Here is a 17,874-nt window from a genome sequence, read left to right as displayed (position 1 = left end):
ACTGCGCGACCAGCCACGACGAAGGAGCCACATGCCCACCACCGAAACCGAAGAACACAAGGCACTCCGCCAAGCAGTCTCCGCCCTCGGCAAACGCCACGGCCGCACCTACGACCGCGAGCAACTCTGGTCCGAGGCCGCCAAACTCGGCTACCTAGGCGTCAACCTCCCAGAGGAATACGGCGGAGGCGGAGGCGGCATCGCCGAACTCTCCATCGTCCTGGAGGAGTTGGGAGCCGCAGGCTGCCCCCTCCTCATGATGGTCGTCTCACCGGCGATCTGCGGCACGGTGATCGCCCGCTTCGGCACGGAAGCCCAAAAGCAGGAATGGCTCCCCGCCCTCGCCGACGGCACCCGCACGATGGCCTTCGGCATCACCGAACCCGACGCCGGTTCCAACAGCCACCGCATCACCACCACCGCCCGCAGGGACGGCACGGACTGGCTGCTCACCGGCCGCAAGGTCTTCATCTCCGGCGTGGACCTGGCAGACGCGACCCTGATCGTCGGCCGCACGGAGGACGCCCGCACGGGCCGCCTCAAGCCCTGCCTGTTCATCGTCCCGCGCGACGCGGACGGCTTCACCCGCCGCCGGATAGACATGGAACTCCAGGCTGCGGAGAAGCAGTTCGAGCTGACCCTGGACGACGTACGACTGCCCGCCGACGCGCTCGTCGGAGACGAGGACGCGGGCCTGCTGCAGCTCTTCGCCGGCCTCAACCCCGAACGCATCATGACGGCCGCCTTCGCGATCGGCATGGGCCGCTACGCGCTCGCCCGGGCCGTCGAGTACGCACGCGACCGCACCGTGTGGGACGCCCCCATCGGCGCCCACCAGGCGATCGCGCACCCGCTCGCCCAGGCGCACATCGACCTCGAACTGGCCCGGCTGATGATGCAGAAGGCGGCGTATCTGTACGACGCGGGCGACGACGTCGGCGCGGGCGAGGCGGCGAACATGGCCAAGTACGCGGCGGGGGAGGCGTGCGTGCGGGCCGTGGACCAGTCCGTGCACACCCTCGGAGGCAACGGCCTCACGCGTGAGTTCGGGCTCGCTTCGTTGATAACCGCCGCGCGCGTGGCTCGTATTGCTCCGGTGAGCCGGGAGATGATTCTCAACTACGTCTCCCACCAGACCCTGGGCCTGCCCAAGTCGTACTAGCCACTCGGCGGCCCGCGCCAGTCCGTGCCAGGAGGAACCATGTTCCGCAGCGAGTATGCAGACGTCCCGGCCGTAGAACTCCCCATTCACGACGCGGTGTTGGCCGGAGCCGCGGAGTTCGCGGACGAGCCCGCGCTGATCGACGGCACGGACGGGACGACGCTCACGTACGCCCAGGTGGACCGGTTCCACCGCAGTATCGCGGCCGGGCTCGCCGAGGCGGGCGTAGGAAAAGGGGACGTCCTCGCGCTGCACAGCCCGAACACGGTCGCCTACCCGCTGGCCTTCTACGCCGCCACGCGCGCGGGTGCCACCGTCACGACAGTGCATCCGCTCGCCACGCCGGAGGAGTTCGCCAAGCAGCTGCGGGACTCGGCGGCCCGCTGGATCGTCACCGTGTCACCGTTCCTGGAGTCGGCCCGCCGGGCGGCCGAACTCGCGGGCGGCGTCGAGGAGATCTTCGTCTGCGACAGCGCGCCCGGACACCGCTCGCTGGCCGACATGCTCGCCTCGACGGCCCCCGAGCCGGTGGTCGACATCGACCCCGTGGAGGACGTCGCGGTCCTCCCGTACTCCTCGGGAACGACCGGCGTCCCCAAGGGCGTGATGCTGACGCACACTCAAATAGCCACGAACCTCGCCCAGTTCGAGCCCGCGGTCCCCACCGGCCCCGGTGACCGCATCCTCGCGGTCCTGCCGTTCTTCCACATCTACGGCCTCACGGCCCTGATGAACGCACCCCTGCGCAACGGCGCCGCGGTCGTCGTCCTCCCGCGCTTCGAACTCGAAACCTTCCTCGCGGCCATCCAGAACCACCGCATCACCGGCCTCTACGTCGCCCCGCCGATCGTCCTGGCCCTGGCCAAGCACCCGGCGGTCGCGCAGTACGACCTCTCGTCCCTGAAGTACATCATCAGCGCCGCGGCCCCCCTGGACGCGAACCTCGCCGCCGCCTGCTCGCAGCGCCTGGGCCTGCCGCCCGTGGGCCAGGCCTACGGCATGACGGAACTGTCCCCGGGCACCCATGTGGTCCCCGTGCAGGACATGCCCACGGCGCCCCCGGGCACGGTCGGCGAACTCCTCATCCGCGGCCCCCAGGTGATGAAGGGCTACCTCGGCCGCCCCGACGACACCGCCGCGATGATCGACGAGGACGGCCGGCTGCACACCGGGGACGTCGGCCATGTGGACGCCGACGGCTGGACGTTCGTCGTCGACCGGGTCAAGGAACTCATCAAGTACAAGGGCTTCCAGGTGGCCCCCGCCGAACCGGAGGCCCTCCTGCTCACCCACCCCGGCATCGCCGACGCGGCCGTGGTCGGCGAGTACAACGAGGACAACAACGAGGTCCCGCACGCGTACGTGGTCCGCCAGCAGGCGGCCGTAGACCTCCCCGAACTGACTGAAGGCGAGGTCATGATGTACGTAGCCGAACGCGTCGCCCCCTACAAGCGGGTCCGCCGCGTCACCTTCCTCGACGCCGTCCCGCGCGCCGCCTCCGGCAAGATCCTGCGCCGCGAACTCCGAGGCCGCTCATGACGCTGATCGGCCGCACACGCGAACGCGGCATCGAGACCCTGAGCCTGGACTCGCCCGACACCCGCAACGCGCTCTCGGCGCCCCTGGTGGCCGAGTTGGCGGACGCGCTGACCGACTGCGCCAAGGACACGGACGTACGGGCGATCGTCCTGACCCACACAGGGAACACGTTCTGCGCGGGCGCGGACCTCCGGGACCCACCGCCCCCGGACGCCCTGGTGGCCCTGCTCCGCCAACTCGTCGAAGTCCCCAAGCCGGTCGTCGCCCGAGTGACGGGCCACGTACGGGCGGGCGGTCTGGGCCTCGTCGCGGCCTGCGACATCGCGGCGGCGTCCGGGGAGGCCACCTTCGCGTTCACGGAGGTACGGATCGGGGTCGCCCCGGCGGTGATCTCCCTCCCGCTCCTGCCCCGCACGGATCCCCGCGCCCTCGCCCGCTACTACCTCACCGGCGAACGCTTCGACGCGCCGGAAGCGACCCGCATCGGCCTGCTGACAACGGCGGCCGAGGACGTCGACGACTCCCTCGCCCCCATCCTCGACGGCCTGCGCCGCTCCGCCCCCGAGGCCCTGGCCGAGACGAAACGGCTGCTCACGGCTAGGGTGCTGGAAACCTTCGACCGGGACGCGGCCGACCTGACCGCGCTCTCGGCACGGCTGTTCGCCTCCGCGCAGGCCCGCGAGGGAATGACGGCCTTCCTCGAACGACGGGATCCCGCATGGCTGGTGTGAGCACGGAGCCCGCGCCGGGCACGGTCGACCGCAGACCCAAACAGGACCGCAGCCGGGCCACCCGCCGGCGCCTCCTGGAAGCCGCCGTGTCCTGCCTCGCCGAACACGGCTGGGCAGGCTCCACGGTCTCCGTCGTGGCCGAACGCGCCGGCGTCTCCCGAGGCGCCGCCCAACACCACTTCCCCACCCGAGAGGACCTCTTCACGGCGGCCGTGGAGTACGTGGCCGAGGAACGCTCCACAGCCCTCCGGGCCCTGTTCCCGGAGGGCGCGGACGACCGCCGAGCAGTGGTCGAGGCCTTGGTCGACCTCTACACGGGCCCCCTGTTCCGAGCCGCCCTCCACCTCTGGGTAGCCGCATCGAACGAGGACCAACTCCGCCCCCGGGTAACAGAGTTGGAGGCGAAGGTGGGCCGAGAGACCCACAGAATCGCCGTAGACCTGCTGGACGCGGACGAGTCGAGACCGGGCGTACGAGAAACGGTCCAGGGCCTCCTGGACATGGCAAGAGGCCTGGGCCTGGCAAACCTGCTCACGGACGACAGAGGACGCCGGGAGCGAGTAGTGGCCCAATGGGCGGCACTCTTGGAGCACGCCTTGGGCCGAGGCCTTTAGGGGCGCGGGGTTGTGTCGATTTGCGGCTCCGCCGCGTGGGCGCGACCAGCCACAGCGCACCCGCACCCGCCCACGCACCTCAGGCCTCTCTTCAGTGGGCGATATCCCCAAACCCCTCAATCGACTCAGGCCCCCGAGACGCAGGCCCCACATACCGCGCAGACGGCCGCACCAACCGCCCCGTCCGCTTCTGCTCAAGAATGTGCGCCGACCACCCCGCGGTCCGCGCACACGTGAACATCGACGTGAACATGTGCGCCGGCACCTCCGCGAAGTCGAGCACGATCGCCGCCCAGAACTCGACGTTGGTCGCCAGCACCCGGTCAGGACGCCGAGCGTGCAACTCCGCGAGCGCGGCCTTCTCCAACGCCTCCGCGATCTCGAACCGCGGCGCCCCCAACTCCCGCGCCGTACGCCGCAGTACACGAGCCCGAGGGTCCTCGGCCCGGTACACCCGGTGCCCGAACCCCATCAGGCGTTCACCCTTGTCGAGCGCCTGCCGCACATACGCCTCGGCATCCCCGGTCCGCTCGATCTCCTCGATCATCCCGAGCACACGCGACGGCGCACCACCGTGCAACGGCCCCGACATCGCCCCCACGGCCCCCGACAGCGCGGCGGCGACATCGGCTCCGGTGGACGCGATGACCCGAGCGGTGAAGGTCGACGCGTTCATGCCGTGCTCGGCCGCAGACGTCCAGTACGCGTCCACCGCGGCGACATGCTTCGGATCGGGCTCGCCCCGCCACCGGATCATGAACCGTTCGACGACGGACTGCGCCTTGTCGATCTCGCGCTGCGGCACCATCGCGTTGCCCTGCCCGCGCGCGGACTGGGCGACGTAGGACAGGGCCATGACGGCCGCGCGGGCGAGGTCGTCGCGGGCCTGTTCCTCGTCGATGTCGAGGAGCGGCTTGAGGCCCCAGACGGGCGCGAGCATGGCCAGCGCGGACTGTACGTCGACGCGGATGTCACCGGAGTGCACCGGGATCGGGAACGGTTCGGCCGGCGGCAGCCCGGGGTTGAAGGCGCCGTCGACGAGCAGCCCCCACACGTTCCCGAAGGAGACGTGCCCGACCAGATCCTCGATGTCGACGCCCCTGTACCGCAGGGCGCCGCCTTCCTTGTCCGGTTCGGCGATCTCCGTCTCGAACGCGACGACTCCTTCGAGACCGGGTACGAAGTCGGACATCAGGCGGCTCCTCATGCTGTGGCTCCACGGTCGCGGGGGACTCGCGGGCCGAAGGTAGAGACATCAGCACCATAACGCCGGGTGCCACGGATAGGGAGGGCTGCGGCACTCAGTGCCACCCGAACTCGTGGCCGCACCGGCCGTACGGCAAGATGACCGCCGTGACCGACCGCGACCCCGCCGCCCGTGATCCCCGCCTCGACCCCGCCGCGATGCGCAAGCAGTACCGGATGGCGGGCCTGGACGAAAACGACCTGGCCGCCGCCCCCATGGTCCAGTTCGGCCGCTGGTTCGAGGAGGCGGCGCTCCAGGATCTCGTGTACGAGCCGAACGCCATGGTCGTCTCCACCGCCGACGCCGACGGCCGCCCCAGTTCCCGCACGGTCCTCCTCAAGGACTACGACGACCAGGGCTTCGTCTTCTACACGAACTACGAGTCCCGCAAGGCCCGCGAACTCGCCGCGAACCCGTACGTCTCCCTGCTCTTCCCCTGGCACCCGATGGCCCGCCAGGTCCTGGTCACCGGCACCGCCCGCCGCACCGGGCGTGACGAGACCGCCGCGTACTTCCGCACCCGCCCGCACGGCTCCCAGCTCGGCGCGTGGGCCAGCGCCCAGTCCTCGGTGATCGCCTCCCGGGCCGAACTGGAGTCGTCGTACGCCGAGTTGACCGCCCGTTACCCCGAGGGCGAACAGGTCCCGGTCCCACCCCACTGGGGCGGCTTCCGCATCGCCCCGCGGACGGTCGAGTTCTGGCAGGGCCGTGAGAACCGCCTCCACGACCGCCTCCGCTACACCGCGGAACAGGACGGCAGCTGGCGGGTGGAGCGGCTCAGCCCCTGACCCGTAGGGCTGGCCCCTGACCCGTAGGGGCCCGCAAACGCAGGCGACCCGCGAGCTCAGGTCCCTCCGCCTCGCGGCGGGGGAGCCGGCCGGACGTACCGGCGAGCTCGCGGGTCGGGTGACTGCGTTGGGTTAGGCCGGTTGCGTGCGACTCGCGCACGCGGGTCCGGCGCCGAACCGAGTACGACGGCGGGCCACTAGCCCGCAGTCACCTCTTCCGTCCGGTATTCATACATCTGCCGAACCACCTCCTTTCCGAAGTACTCGCCACCCTAAGAACCCCCTGCCGACGGATCAACCGCTTTTTCCGGATGCGGTCCGCGCCGGTGCCGGGAGGCGGCGCCGTACAACGATTCCCTCAATCTTTAGGAACGTGGTGTGTGCTGCGTCACGTTCGAGTTGAATGATGGTGAGTGAGTGAACCGACGCTCCGTGTCCGCGGACGCAGCCTGACAGGGGGTCCAGGTGAGTGCTTCCCGGCGTAGTGGGACCACCGACGAGTTGGGTCCCGAAGAGCCCGAGCGGGACGGTGGTCCCGAGGGACCCGGTGGGTCCGATCTGCTGGCTGCCCTGCTGGACGGGATGGACGCGGCACTGTGTGCCTTCGACGCCGACGGGGTGCTGACCCACTGGAACCGTGAGGCCGAGCGCATTCTCGGCTGGACCGCGGCCGAGGCCGTGGGGCGGCACGGGCTGGCCGGGTGGGCCGTACGGACCGCGGACGCCGAGGAGGTCGAGGCGCGGCTGATGTCCGCGATGCAGGCGCCCGGGCGGCAGGTGAATGAATTCGCCCTGCTGACCAAGGACGGTGGGCGGGTGCTCGTGCGAACCCAGTCCGCCGCCGTGCGCGGGCCCGACGGGAAGCCCGCCGGCGTCTACTGCGCCTTCAGTGAGGTGCATGCGCAGATCGACCTTGAGCGGTCGATCGCCCTGAGCGAGGCCCTCTTCGAGGACGCCTCCTGGGGGGTCGTGCTCGTCGACGCCGATCTGCGGCCCGCCGTCGTCAACGCGCATGCCGCGCGGGCGCTCGGTACCGGGCGCACGTCCGTCCTGGGGCGGCCTCTCGGCGAGCTGCTGGCCCAGGGCGTCGAGGAGCTGGAGGCCGCGCTCACGCACGTGCTGGCCGAGGGCGCGCCGCCCGCACCGGCCGAGATCTGGGTGAGCGTACGGACGCCCGAGGGGCATCTGCGGCGCTGCTGGCGCAGCGGGTTCCTGCGGCTGGCCTCGCCGCTCACCGAGGAACCGGTACCGCTCGGCGTCGGCTGGCTCTTCCAGGACGTCACCGAGGCCAAGCAGATCGAGCAGGAGGCCTCCCTGCTGCGCTTCCGCGCCCAGCAGCTGCACCGTGCCGCGCGTGCCGCCGCCGAGTGCGAGGACCCGCGCGACGCGGCCACCGTGCACCTCGACTTCGCCCTCGCCGGCTTCGCCGACCACGCGCTCGTCGACCGGGTCGTGGGTGGATCGTTGAACGATTCCGACGGGGACCAGGTCGCGGCCGTACGGCTCGTGCGGGTCGCCGCCACGCCCACGGGGGCGCCGGGGCCCAGCCTGCTCACCGGCGCGGCCGGGCTGCCCGTGCGCTACGGGGAGGGGCATCCCGCCCTGCAGTGCGTCGAACGCGTCGGCTCCGTGCGGGCCAGCATCGGCGTCGCCCCGCCCGAACAGGCCCGGGAGTGGGCCCGGGCCCGCCAGTGGCCCCTGGACGCCGTGCACGCGCTGTGCGCGGTGCTGCGCAGCCGGGGGCGGACGCTGGGTGTGGTGACGTTCCTGCGCGGGGCGGGCCGCAGCCAGTTCGAACGGTCCGACTCGATCTACGCCGAGGACGTGGCCGTACGGATCGCGGCGGCCCTGGACCTGGCGGCGGAGGCGGGCGAGAAACCGTAGGGGTGTCTCAGTACTGGTAGAAGATCCGGTCCCGGTACTCCTCGAAGACCCGGCCGTTCCACTCGTGGCCGCCGTCGACGTTCCCGGAGCGCAGCAGTGGCGGCTCGATGCCGCGGTCGGCCAGGGTCGCCGCGGCCGTCGCCATGACGGCCTGGAGGAGGGCCGCGGTGACGACCGTGGAGGCGGGGGCGAAGGGGGCGGGGATGGCGTCGTGGGTGAGTTCCGCGTCGCCGATCGCGATCTTCGAGTCGAGTACGACGTCGCAGTGGTCCTTGAGATACGTCCCCGAGGAGTGCCGTGACGTCGTCTCCGAGGCGTACGCCACCGAGGTCACGCCGATGACGCGGACGCCGAGGGCGCGGGCCTTCATGGCCATCTCCACGGGCAGGGCGTTGCGGCCCGACAGCGAGATGATCACCAGGGCGTCGCCGGAGCGCAGCGGTGACGTCTCCAGGACCACGCCCGCCAGGCCGTCGACCCGCTCCAGGGCGGAGCCCAGCGTGGCCGGCATGACGTCGACGCCGAGGACTCCGGGGACCACGAGGAGGTTCATCAGGGCGAGTCCGCCCGCGCGGTAGACGAGGTCCTGCGCGGCGAGCGAGGAGTGGCCGGCGCCGAAGGCGAAGAGGCGCCCGCCGTCGGCCACGGTGTCCGCGAGGAGCGTGCCGGCCGCCCCGACGGAGTCGGCCTCTTCGTCGCTGACCCGCTGGAGCAGGGTGATCGCGGCGTCGAAGAACTGGCCGGCCGGCGTACGGTCGCTCATGCGGGAGCCCCCTCGGTGAGTTTGTGTCGCGGATCACCGTGCGGTCTGGACCAAGGGGATGTCAATACGGCGACCGCACGTCTCCAGGGCCGCCGCGGGCGGCCGTAACCGGCTGGTTTCAACGGCGCGGCACGGTTGTCAGTGCGATGCGTCAGAATTGAGTCCAGGGCCAGCGCACGCGCCGCGGAGCCGCCGAGCTTCGGGCAGAGGTAATCGAGGGGCACGTATGTCCGGACTGATCGACACCACGGAGATGTATCTCCGCACCATCCTTGAGCTGGAGGAGGAAGGTGTGGTCCCCATGCGCGCCCGCATCGCCGAGCGGCTCGACCAGAGCGGCCCGACGGTGAGCCAGACGGTGGCGCGCATGGAGCGCGACGGCCTGGTGGCCGTCGCCAGCGACCGCCATCTGGAGCTGACCGACGAGGGCCGTCGCCTGGCCACGCGCGTGATGCGCAAGCACCGGCTCGCCGAGTGTCTGCTCGTCGACGTGATCGGCCTGGAGTGGGAGCAGGTGCATGCCGAGGCCTGCCGCTGGGAGCACGTGATGAGCGAGGCCGTGGAGCGGCGGGTCCTTGAGCTGCTGCGTCACCCCACGGAGTCGCCGTACGGCAATCCGATCCCCGGTCTTGAGGAGCTGGGCGAGAAGGACGGGGCGGACCCGTTCCTCGACGAGGGCATGGTGTCGCTGGCCGAGCTGGACCCGGGCCTGGACGGCAAGACGGTCGTGGTGCGCCGGATCGGCGAGCCCATCCAGACGGACGCCCAGCTGATGTACACGCTGCGCCGCGCGGGCGTGCAGCCCGGCTCGGTGGTGAGCGTGACGGAGTCGGCGGGCGGGGTGCTGGTGGGCAGCGGTGGCGAGGCGGCCGAGCTGGACTCGGACATCGCCTCGCATGTGTTCGTCGCCAAGCGCTGACCACGCCCTGAACCCGGCAGGGTCGTCAACTCGTGGGGCCGGAGAGGCAGTTGTGGCGTTCCGCCGGTCGCGGAGATTCCAAGATTCAGTGCGCTGAATCGCAGCGCGCGGACGCTTCGCGTGCCAGGCTGTCGCGTGAGGCATATGACCGTGAGGGGGCGGGAGGATGTGCCGCAAACGTGGGGAGGGCCCCGGCGCCGTGCGGCGCCGGGGCCTGTCCTCCCCTGTGCTGACCCGGAGCCCCGAGCTCTCAAGGTCATCCCCTTCGGACCGGTTTCCCCGAGCGGTCCGCCTCCCGCTGAAGATCTCCCCTCGGCAGCGGCGATCATTCCTTGAGCGGGGTCACTCGAACGAGGGGTGTTGCGGCCGGGGACCGCATTTTCGAATCTGTATTCGATAACCTGTGGGTGATGAAACGCGCGGGGCGTGACCTGTAGGAAGAGACGAGCAAGAGAAGAGACAGCAGCAAGAACGAACGGCACAAGCGGCAGAGCGTGGCTAGGGGGGTGCCAGGACCAATGGCGCGGCGCATCGACGTGACCGGAGCAGGCGGCGTACGCCTGGCCGCATGGGAGTTCGCGGACCCTCCCAAGCTGGGGGAGATCGAGCGGGCACCCGGAGTTCTCTTACTGCACGGCCTGATGGGCCGCGCCTCGCACTGGGCGTCCACCGCCCGCTGGCTCTCCGAACGGCACCGCGCGGTCGCACTCGACCAGCGCGGCCACGGCCAGAGCGACAAGCCGCCGCAGGCGGCGTTCACCCGTGAGGCCTACGTGGAGGACGCGGAGGCCGCGTTGGAACAGCTGAGGCTCGCCCCGGTCGTCCTCATCGGCCACGCCATGGGCGCGCTCACCGCGTGGCAGCTCGCCGCGAAGCGGCCCGATCTGGTGCGGGGGCTGATCATCTGCGACATGCGGGCCTCCGCGCTGGGCGCGGCCTCGCAGCGGGAGTGGTCCGACTGGTTCAAGTCCTGGCCCGTGCCCTTCGCCACGCTCGCGGACGTCCGCAAGTGGTTCGGCGAGGACGATCCGTGGGTGGAGCGGCCGAACCCGTCCCGGGGCGAGTTCTACGCCGAGGTCATGCACGAGTCAGCCGACGGGTGGCGGCCGGTGTTCGAGCCGGAACAGATGCTGAAGTCGCGGGAGACATGGGTGTACGACGCGCACTGGGAGGAGCTGGCCCAGGTGCAGTGTCCCGCGCTGGTCGTGCGGGGGCTGGACGGGGAGCTGGGGCGGGCGGAGGCGCAGGAGATGGTGCGGGTCCTTCCCAGGGGGGAGTACGCGGAGGTGGGTGACGCGGGGCATCTTGTTTTCTACGACCAGCCTGAGGCTTGGCGGGCGGCTATTGAGCCGTTTCTTGATGGGGTGCTGGTGTGAGATCGCCTAGGAGCTCGGGGGGTCGGGTGCGTGGGCGGCTGCGGGTGCGTTGTGGCCGGGCGCGCAGTTCCCCGCGCCCCTGAAGACAAAAGACAGCAAGACAAAAGCCGGAAGTCAGCCCTTGCTCACCGCCGCCAAGATTTCCGGCAGCCGCCTCGCCGTCCCGGGCGCCGCCATTCGCAGTCCCGCATACGTGATCGCCGCCCCATACCCCGCCCCCACCGGCAGCAGCACCCAGCTCCACTGGTCCCCGCCCGCGCTCACGTTGGACCAGATCGTGAGGACGATGACGGGGGAGCAGAGCAGGGCCGCCGAGATCATGCCGCCGAAGATGGAGATCCAGGCGAGGCCCGCCTGGCCGGGGGCGACGTTCTTGTGGCCGCCCTGGGGGATGGAGTAGGGGAAGCGGGCCGAGGTCCAGGCGCCGGTCGCGAGCATCGCGCCGAGGAGGGCGAAGGAGAGGCCGAGGACCTCCGGGAGCCGGTACCAGTCGCCGAGCATCGCCGTCGTGAGGACGGTCACCAGCGCCGCGTACGGCACGGTGATCAGCAGCAACGCCAGTGCGCGGGCGCGGAGTTCGACGTAGGCGTCCCTGGTCGTGGAGATCGTCATCGCGACCATCCAGAACGCGGAGGTGTCCTGCCCGAACTGGTTGTACATCTGGATGCCGAGCATCCCGGCGGCGAAGCACGCGAAGTAGACCGAGCCGGTGCCCTGGAGGGCGTTGAACACCGGCACGATCAGCCCGATCGCCAGTGAAGTCACCCACGCCGCCTTGGTCTTGGGGTCGCGCCAGACGTAGCGCAGGCTGCGCTCCATGACCGTGCCGGTGCGGCCGGCCGGGAGGAGCCGGGCCAGACCGCCGGCGGACCGCTTGTCCTTCGCGGCCGGTTCGGCCGACTGGAGGGTGGAGCCGTCGGGCGAGGTCATCAACTTGGTGAGGCTGCGCGACCAGAGGAAGAGCAGGGCCGCCAAAGCACCCAAGGACAAGGCCAGTTGGAGGGTCGCCAGGCCGTACGAACCCTTGCTCACCGAGTCCACCGCGCCGACCGCCGACGCGGGCGGTACCCAGCGCAACACCTGTGCCACCGGGTCGAGTTGGGAGAGCCCGGACGAACCCAGGCGCTGCGCACCGAAGTTGACCAACTGCGCGCCGACCGCGATCACCAGCCCGCTCAGCACCGCCAGGTCCCGCCCCTTCCGGCTGGTCAGCAGGCGGAGGTTGGCGGTGGCGACGGCCCGCGAGAGGGCCACGCAGATCAGCAGCGCGAGGACGAGGGCGAGGACCGCCGTGACGTAGGCGGCGGCGCCGTGCGCGACCGCGATCACCGAACCGAGCAGCAGCACCAGCGTGAACAACGGCCCGATGCCGACCAACGAGGCCGCCAGCAGCGCCCGTACGAGCGGCTGGGGCCGCAGCGGCAGCATCACCAGGCGGGTCGGGTCGAGGGTCTCGTCGCCGGACGGGAAGAACAGCGGCATCACCGCCCAGCCAAGACCCAGCACCGCCACCAGGATCACGACCACGGAGTCGGCGTGCGAGTCGCCGCGCAACGCGATCAGCCCGAGCAGTTGCAGCGCCGCGAACAGCAGCGCCACGACCGCCGACGCGACATACGCGGCCCGCCGGCCACCGGACTGCCGTAGACCGTTGCGCAACAACGACAGCTTCAGGCGTACGACGACCGGAGTGATCGAGGCCGGGGGCGTGAGGGTGTCGGTCATCGGGCGCCGCCGCCCAGCCAGTCGAGGTCGGAGCCGTGGTCGCGGGCGCCCGCGCCGACGAGTTCGAGGAACGCCTGCTGGAGGGTGGGGGATTCGCCGCGCACCTCGGCGAGGGTGCCCTGGGCGCGGATGCGGCCGGCGGCCATCACGGCCACCCAGTCGCAGAGCGACTCGACGAGTTCCATGACGTGGGAGGAGAAGACGACGGTGGCGCCGGAGGCGGTGTAGCGCTCCAGGACGCCCCGGATGATCTGCGCGGAGACCGGGTCGACGCCCTCGAACGGCTCGTCCAGGAACAGGACTTCGGGATTGTGGAGGAGAGCGGCGGCGAGCCCGATCTTCTTGCGCATACCGGTCGAGTAGTCGACGACGAGCTTGTGCTGCGCCCCCGCCAGGTCGAGCACGTCCAGCAACTGCGTGACCCGCTTGTCGACCTCGGCTCCGGGCAGTCCTCGCAACCGCCCGCTGTAGCCGAGGAGTTCACGTCCTGAGAGTCGTTCGAAGAGTCGCAGGCCCTCGGGCAGCACTCCGATCCGCGCCTTCACGGCCACGGGGTCACGCCAGACGTCGTGCCCGACGACCTCGACCGTCCCCTGATCGGGCCGCAGCAACCCGGTCACCATGGAGAGAGTCGTGGTCTTCCCGGCCCCATTGGGCCCGACCAGCCCGATGAACTTCCCGGCGGGCAACTCCAGATCGATCCCGGCAACGGCGATCTGTTGCCCAAACCGCTTCCAGAGCCCACGCACACGCACGGCAGCAGACGTCATACTCTGCAGCCTACGGTCAGGGGTCCCACCTAAGGGGCGCGGGGAACTGCGCGACCAGCCCCCACCGACCCGCACCCGCCAACGCTACCGGTCCCTCCCACACGCATAGGCGAGCGGCGAGATCAACTCCTCCGCATCCGGCAACCACCGATTCGCCGCAGTCGGCCGGCAGGCCCACTGCACAGCCCCCCGAGACCCGAACCGAGTGGGCGGCGCCGCCACAAACCCACCCTCACCCAGCACCACAAGATCCAACGACGCCGGAGACCACCCGATCTTCCGTACAAGATCCGGCACCTTCACCGAAGCCCCCGGCAGAACAAAGAACTCCATCCGCCGCGCCGGCGTCAACGTGACAGGACCCAGCGTCAACTCCATGCGCTCCATACGGGCCAGCGCCAGGAACCCGGCAGTCTCCGGAACGGAAATCGCGTCGAACGTCCGCCCGGTCGGCAGCAGAATCGATGCCCCTGGCTGCTTCTGCCACATCCGGCGCGCGACCGTCGCACTGCCCGTCGCCTGGGTCGCCCAGTCCTCACGCGCCGGATGTGCGCCGGGTGCGGCGCACGCGGGGTCCTCGCACGAGCAGCGCTGCACCCCGTCGACGGCTTCCAGCCAGGTGCCGGGAAAGACGTCCCAGTGGCGCTCCTCGGCGTAGCGTACGGCTGTCTCCAGCAGCGATTCCCCGCGCTGCTTCGGAATCTGAGCGGCTTCGGTGCCCGCGATCGTCTCTTCCACGCCCAACACAACTCCCGCACCCACCTCGGGTTACGGCTGTAGCGCGCGCGGGGGAGGAGCATCGATTCCGCAACTGGGGCGCATGGATGCATGTGCGGGGGCGCGCGGGAGGACCGAGGGCGGGATCGGGGTAGCCACGTGAGGGGCGGGCACGAGCTTTTACCCCGGCATTCTTCGCATGCTTCGCATTTTCGCCATGTTCGCTGGGCATTGATCTTCTCGGCCGGATCTTTTCGCTTCAGGGGTTGTTCCCAGGGGGTACGCCATGGCCGCAAGGCCACTTGTCGCGCGGCAGCCGAACGAACGGCTGCAGGCGCTCATCCAGGAGGCGGGGTGCTCGAACGCCGGGCTGGCCCGCCGGGTCAACATGTGCGGCGCCGAGCACGGTCTCGACCTGCGCTACGACAAGACGTCCGTGGCCCGTTGGCTGCGGGGACAGCAGCCGCGCGGGCGGGCTCCGGCGATCATCGCCGAGGCGCTGGGCCGCAAGCTGGGCCGTACGGTCACGATCGACGAGATCGGTATGGCCAACGGCAAGAACCTCGCGTCGGGTGTGGGCCTGCAGTTCTCGCCGACCGTGCTCGGGGCCATCGAGCAGGTGTGTGAGCTGTGGCGCAGTGACGTGGGGCGGCGGGACTTCCTGTCCGGTTCGTCGGTCGCGGCGTCCGCGCTGGTCGAGCCGAGCCGTGACTGGCTGATCTCCTCGCCGGACTCGCAGGTGGCACGCGCGGCGGGACCGCGGGTGGGTCAGTCCGACGTGGCGGCCGTGCGCGCGATGACGCAGGCGCTCAGCGAGTTGGACCACCAGTACGGCAGCGGGCATGTGCGCCCGGTCGTCGTGCACTACCTCAACAGCGTCGTCTCGGGGCTGCTCGCGGGCTCGTACCGGGAGGCCGTGGGGCGTGAACTGTTCGCCGCCGTCGCCCGGTTGACGGAACTCGCCGGCTACATGGCCGTCGACACCGGTCAACCCGGCCTGGCGCAGCGGTACTACATCCAGGCGCTGCGCCTCGCCCAGGCGGCCGGGGACCGGGGATACGGCGGGTACGTCCTCGCCGCGTCCATGAGTCACCTCGCCGCGCAGCTCGGGAACCCGCGTGAGATCGCGCAGTTGGCGCGGGCGGCGCAGGAGGGGGCGCGCGGTCGTGTGACGCCGCGGGCCGAGGCGATGTTCCACGCGGCGGAGGCGCGCGGGCACGCCCTGATGGGTGACGCGCGGTCGGCGCAACTGGCGTCGGGGCGCGCGGTGAGCGCGCTGGACGCGGCCGATCCCTCGTCCGGGGACGACCCGGCGTGGATCGGGCACTTCGACGAGGCATATCTCGCCGACGAGTTGGCGCACTGCCACCGCGATCTGGGGCAGGCCGAGGCGGCGGCCAGGTGCGCGCAGGAGTCCCTGGACGGGCACCCGGAGTCGCGGGCCCGCCGCCGGGCCATCGGGTACGTCCTGCTGGCGAGCGCGCAGGTGCAGCAGCGTGAGATCGAGCAGGCCTGCAACACGGGCCTGAAAGCGGTGGAGTTGCTCGGTTCGCTGCGCTCCAACCGGGGCGCCGAGTACCTGGACGACTTCCAGCAGCGCCTGGAGCCGTACCGGGACGAGCCGGTGGTGCGGGAGTTCGGGGCGCGGATGGAGTTGCAGGCCGCCGCGTGAACAGGGAGTGAACGAAGCGTCCGGTGGTGCTTCCGGTGGTGAAAGGAGGGCGTGGAACGGGATTTGGCGCGGATGAGGGGCCGGAGTTGTTACCGAGGTCACAAGTGGAGAGGTCCAGTCCAGTGCTGCGTGGCACCGGGCTCGGGGTACCCGGTAGCGTGAACCGACGATCCCGAAGGTCCCCCATTCGTAGGAGTCCCGGTGACGCAGAGTGGACAGGGCGAGGAGCCCTCGGCGCGGCCCGCGCGCGAAGGCATCGTGCTGCCCTCCGACGGAGGTGAACCCCTCCTTCCGGGCATGACGGGCGGGCGCGGTAACCAGCAGTCGGTCGGGCAGCCGCCGAGCACACCCCCGGGCGGCCAGGCCTGGGGCGGGTCATGGGGCCCGGACCAGCAGCCCGACCCCCAGCACCAGCAGCAGCGGACCCCGGCCCCGCCGCCGGGCCAGGGCTGGGGGGACGCACAGCAGCAGCCGCAGCAGTGGGGTGCCGCCCCCGAGCAGCCCTCCCCGTGGGGCGCCCAGGACGGCATCCCGAGCCAGCCGGGGGCGCTGCCCCAGGAGAGCGCCCAGCACGCGGCCTACGGCGTCCAGCAGCAGTCGTACGCGCAGGAGTACCCGACGGGACCGGGATACGCCCCGGAGCAGTCCGCCGGATACGCGGCGGGCGCACAGGGCTACGGAGCGGGCACGCAGGACTACGGCTACGGATACGGAGCTTCCGGTTCGGGCGCCGCGCCCCTGCCCCCCGCCACCCCCGCCGCCACGTCCTCTTCCTCGTCCGCGTTCCCGAGCGCCCCGCTGCCGCCCGCCGACGAGGGCGCGACGCAGTACATCCCGCCGGTGGCCAACATCCCCGGCGACGAGGGCGCCACCCAGTTCCTGCCGCCGGTCCCGGCCGCGCCGATGGACGAGGGGGCGACGCAGTTCCTCCCGCCCGTGCTGCCCGGGGCACTGCCGCCCGAGGTGTCCGGCGGTGCCGGGCCGATGCCGCCGGCCGCGCATCCCGACGCACAGCCCACGCAGTTCCTCCCGCCGGTGCCCGCGCAGGGTGGCCCTCCCGGGTACGGGGGACGGCCGGGCGGGGCGGAGGACCGGCAGCCGCCCGCCGAGTTCGACAACCTCTTCCGCACCGGCGAGGCACCGGCCGGATCGACGCAGCAGCTGCCGCGCTTCCAGCAGCCGCCACGGGCCGAGCAGCCGGGCTACGGCCAGCAGGGCCACGGACAGCAGGGCTACGCGCAGCCGTCGTACGCCCAACCTCCCTACGCCGAACCGGCCTACGCCCCGCCGGGGCATGACGACGACGGTGGTCGGGGCGGGCGCCGTTCGCGGGTGCCGTTGATCGCCGGGGTCGGGATCGTCATCGCGATCCTCGGGGTCGGTGCCGGGGCGATGCTCAGCGGTGGCGGGAGCAAGAGCGACGACAACAAGACGGTCGCCGCGACGTCGCCCGCGACCGACGGTTCCGCGTCGGCGGGCGGCGACGCCGCCAAGCAACAGGCCGTCGCCCTCGACAAGTTGCTCGCCGACAGCGGCAGCAGCCGGGCCTCGGTGATCCGTGCCGTGGGCAATGTGAAGGCCTGCAACAACCTCGGCGACTCGGCGTCCGACCTGCGGGACGCGGCCGGGCAGCGCACCGAACTGGTCACGAAACTCTCGCAGTTGACGGTGGACAAGCTGCCCGACAACGCGGCCCTGACGACCGCGCTCACCAACGCGTGGAAGGCGTCCGCGTCGGCGGACAACCACTACGCGGCCTGGGCCGACCAGGCCGCCGGCAAGAAGGGTTGCAAGAAGGGCCAGGCCCGCACCACCGGCCAGACCGCGGCGGGCAACGCGGCGAGCGGAGTGGCCAGCAACCAGAAGACCAAGGCCGCCGCGCTCTGGAACACGATCGCGAAGACCTACGGTCTGACCCAGCGCCAGCCCACCCAGCTCTGAGAAAGCAGGCACGGACGGGCGCGCACC

General features: G+C 71.2%; 15 protein-coding genes. 10 read left to right on the top strand and 5 right to left on the bottom strand.

Features of this window, described 5'->3' with window-relative positions; all coding sequences use genetic code 11:
* Positions 1–31: 31 nt before the first annotated feature.
* The 4 genes from ACIBJH_RS05200 to ACIBJH_RS05185 are packed head-to-tail and all read left to right on the top strand — an operon-like array spanning position 32 to position 4,046.
* Entirely contained in the window at positions 32–1,162 is a 1,131-nt protein-coding gene (locus tag ACIBJH_RS05200) for an acyl-CoA dehydrogenase family protein (RefSeq protein ID WP_399115446.1), read from the top strand.
* Between the two features lie 39 nt (positions 1,163–1,201).
* Positions 1,202–2,701: a 4-coumarate--CoA ligase family protein gene (locus ACIBJH_RS05195; protein ID WP_399115445.1), complete on the top strand. Its 1,500-nt coding sequence runs from the start codon at positions 1,202–1,204 to the stop codon at positions 2,699–2,701.
* Entirely contained in the window at positions 2,698–3,432 is a 735-nt protein-coding gene (locus tag ACIBJH_RS05190) for an enoyl-CoA hydratase family protein (protein ID WP_399115444.1), read from the top strand. Before ACIBJH_RS05195 ends, ACIBJH_RS05190 begins: the two co-directional genes overlap by 4 nt.
* A complete protein-coding gene (locus ACIBJH_RS05185; protein WP_399115443.1) occupies positions 3,420–4,046 on the top strand; it encodes a TetR/AcrR family transcriptional regulator in 627 nt (208 codons plus the stop codon). Before ACIBJH_RS05190 ends, ACIBJH_RS05185 begins: the two co-directional genes overlap by 13 nt.
* Before the next feature lie 91 nt (positions 4,047–4,137).
* Here ACIBJH_RS05185 and ACIBJH_RS05180 read toward each other — a convergent pair whose 3' ends face one another.
* Entirely contained in the window at positions 4,138–5,238 is a 1,101-nt protein-coding gene (locus ACIBJH_RS05180; RefSeq protein ID WP_019075672.1) for a citrate synthase 2, read from the bottom strand.
* Between the two features lie 161 nt (positions 5,239–5,399).
* On the opposite strand from ACIBJH_RS05180, the gene pdxH reads away from it, so the two are divergent.
* Positions 5,400–6,080 (top strand): pyridoxamine 5'-phosphate oxidase, encoded by a 681-nt coding sequence (gene pdxH, locus ACIBJH_RS05175; RefSeq protein WP_399115442.1) that lies wholly within the window; start codon positions 5,400–5,402, stop codon positions 6,078–6,080.
* 465 nt (positions 6,081–6,545) lie between these two features.
* Positions 6,546–7,964 carry a PAS domain-containing protein gene (locus ACIBJH_RS05170; RefSeq protein ID WP_399115441.1) on the top strand — a complete coding sequence of 473 codons (1,419 nt, stop codon included), beginning with the start codon at positions 6,546–6,548 and terminating at the stop codon, positions 7,962–7,964.
* Positions 7,965–7,971: 7 nt separating this feature from the next.
* Here the strand turns inward: ACIBJH_RS05170 and ACIBJH_RS05165 are convergent, their stop codons facing one another.
* On the bottom strand, positions 7,972–8,727 hold the full coding sequence (locus ACIBJH_RS05165; protein WP_399115440.1) for an SIS domain-containing protein: 756 nt from the start codon (positions 8,725–8,727) through the stop codon (positions 7,972–7,974).
* Positions 8,728–8,953: 226 nt separating this feature from the next.
* On the opposite strand from ACIBJH_RS05165, the gene ACIBJH_RS05160 reads away from it, so the two are divergent.
* Positions 8,954–9,646, top strand: coding sequence for a metal-dependent transcriptional regulator (locus ACIBJH_RS05160; protein ID WP_019075666.1), 693 nt, complete (start codon positions 8,954–8,956; stop codon positions 9,644–9,646).
* Between the two features lie 518 nt (positions 9,647–10,164).
* A complete protein-coding gene (locus ACIBJH_RS05155) occupies positions 10,165–11,022 on the top strand; it encodes an alpha/beta fold hydrolase (protein ID WP_399115439.1) in 858 nt (285 codons plus the stop codon).
* Positions 11,023–11,136: 114 nt separating this feature from the next.
* Here ACIBJH_RS05155 and ACIBJH_RS05150 read toward each other — a convergent pair whose 3' ends face one another.
* From ACIBJH_RS05150 to ACIBJH_RS05140, 3 genes are all read right to left on the bottom strand, one after another.
* Positions 11,137–12,747, bottom strand: coding sequence for a transporter (locus tag ACIBJH_RS05150; RefSeq protein ID WP_399115438.1), 1,611 nt, complete (start codon positions 12,745–12,747; stop codon positions 11,137–11,139).
* Positions 12,744–13,517, bottom strand: coding sequence for an ABC transporter ATP-binding protein (locus ACIBJH_RS05145; RefSeq protein ID WP_399115437.1), 774 nt, complete (start codon positions 13,515–13,517; stop codon positions 12,744–12,746). The genes ACIBJH_RS05150 and ACIBJH_RS05145 overlap by 4 nt, the downstream gene beginning before the upstream one ends.
* Positions 13,518–13,601: 84 nt before the next feature.
* Positions 13,602–14,255 (bottom strand): bifunctional DNA primase/polymerase, encoded by a 654-nt coding sequence (locus tag ACIBJH_RS05140; protein WP_399115436.1) that lies wholly within the window; start codon positions 14,253–14,255, stop codon positions 13,602–13,604.
* 265 nt (positions 14,256–14,520) lie between these two features.
* Between ACIBJH_RS05140 and ACIBJH_RS05135 the strand changes: the two genes are divergently transcribed.
* Entirely contained in the window at positions 14,521–15,906 is a 1,386-nt protein-coding gene (locus ACIBJH_RS05135; RefSeq protein WP_399115435.1) for a transcriptional regulator, read from the top strand.
* 201 nt (positions 15,907–16,107) lie between these two features.
* Positions 16,108–17,847, top strand: coding sequence for a hypothetical protein (locus ACIBJH_RS05130; RefSeq protein ID WP_399115434.1), 1,740 nt, complete (start codon positions 16,108–16,110; stop codon positions 17,845–17,847).
* The last annotated feature ends 27 nt before the right edge of the window (positions 17,848–17,874 follow it).

Origin of the sequence: Streptomyces sp. NPDC050548 (assembly GCF_044457385.1) — a bacterium.
GTDB lineage: Bacteria > Actinomycetota > Actinomycetes > Streptomycetales > Streptomycetaceae > Streptomyces.
This window is presented reverse-complemented; position numbering and strand designations above follow the sequence as displayed.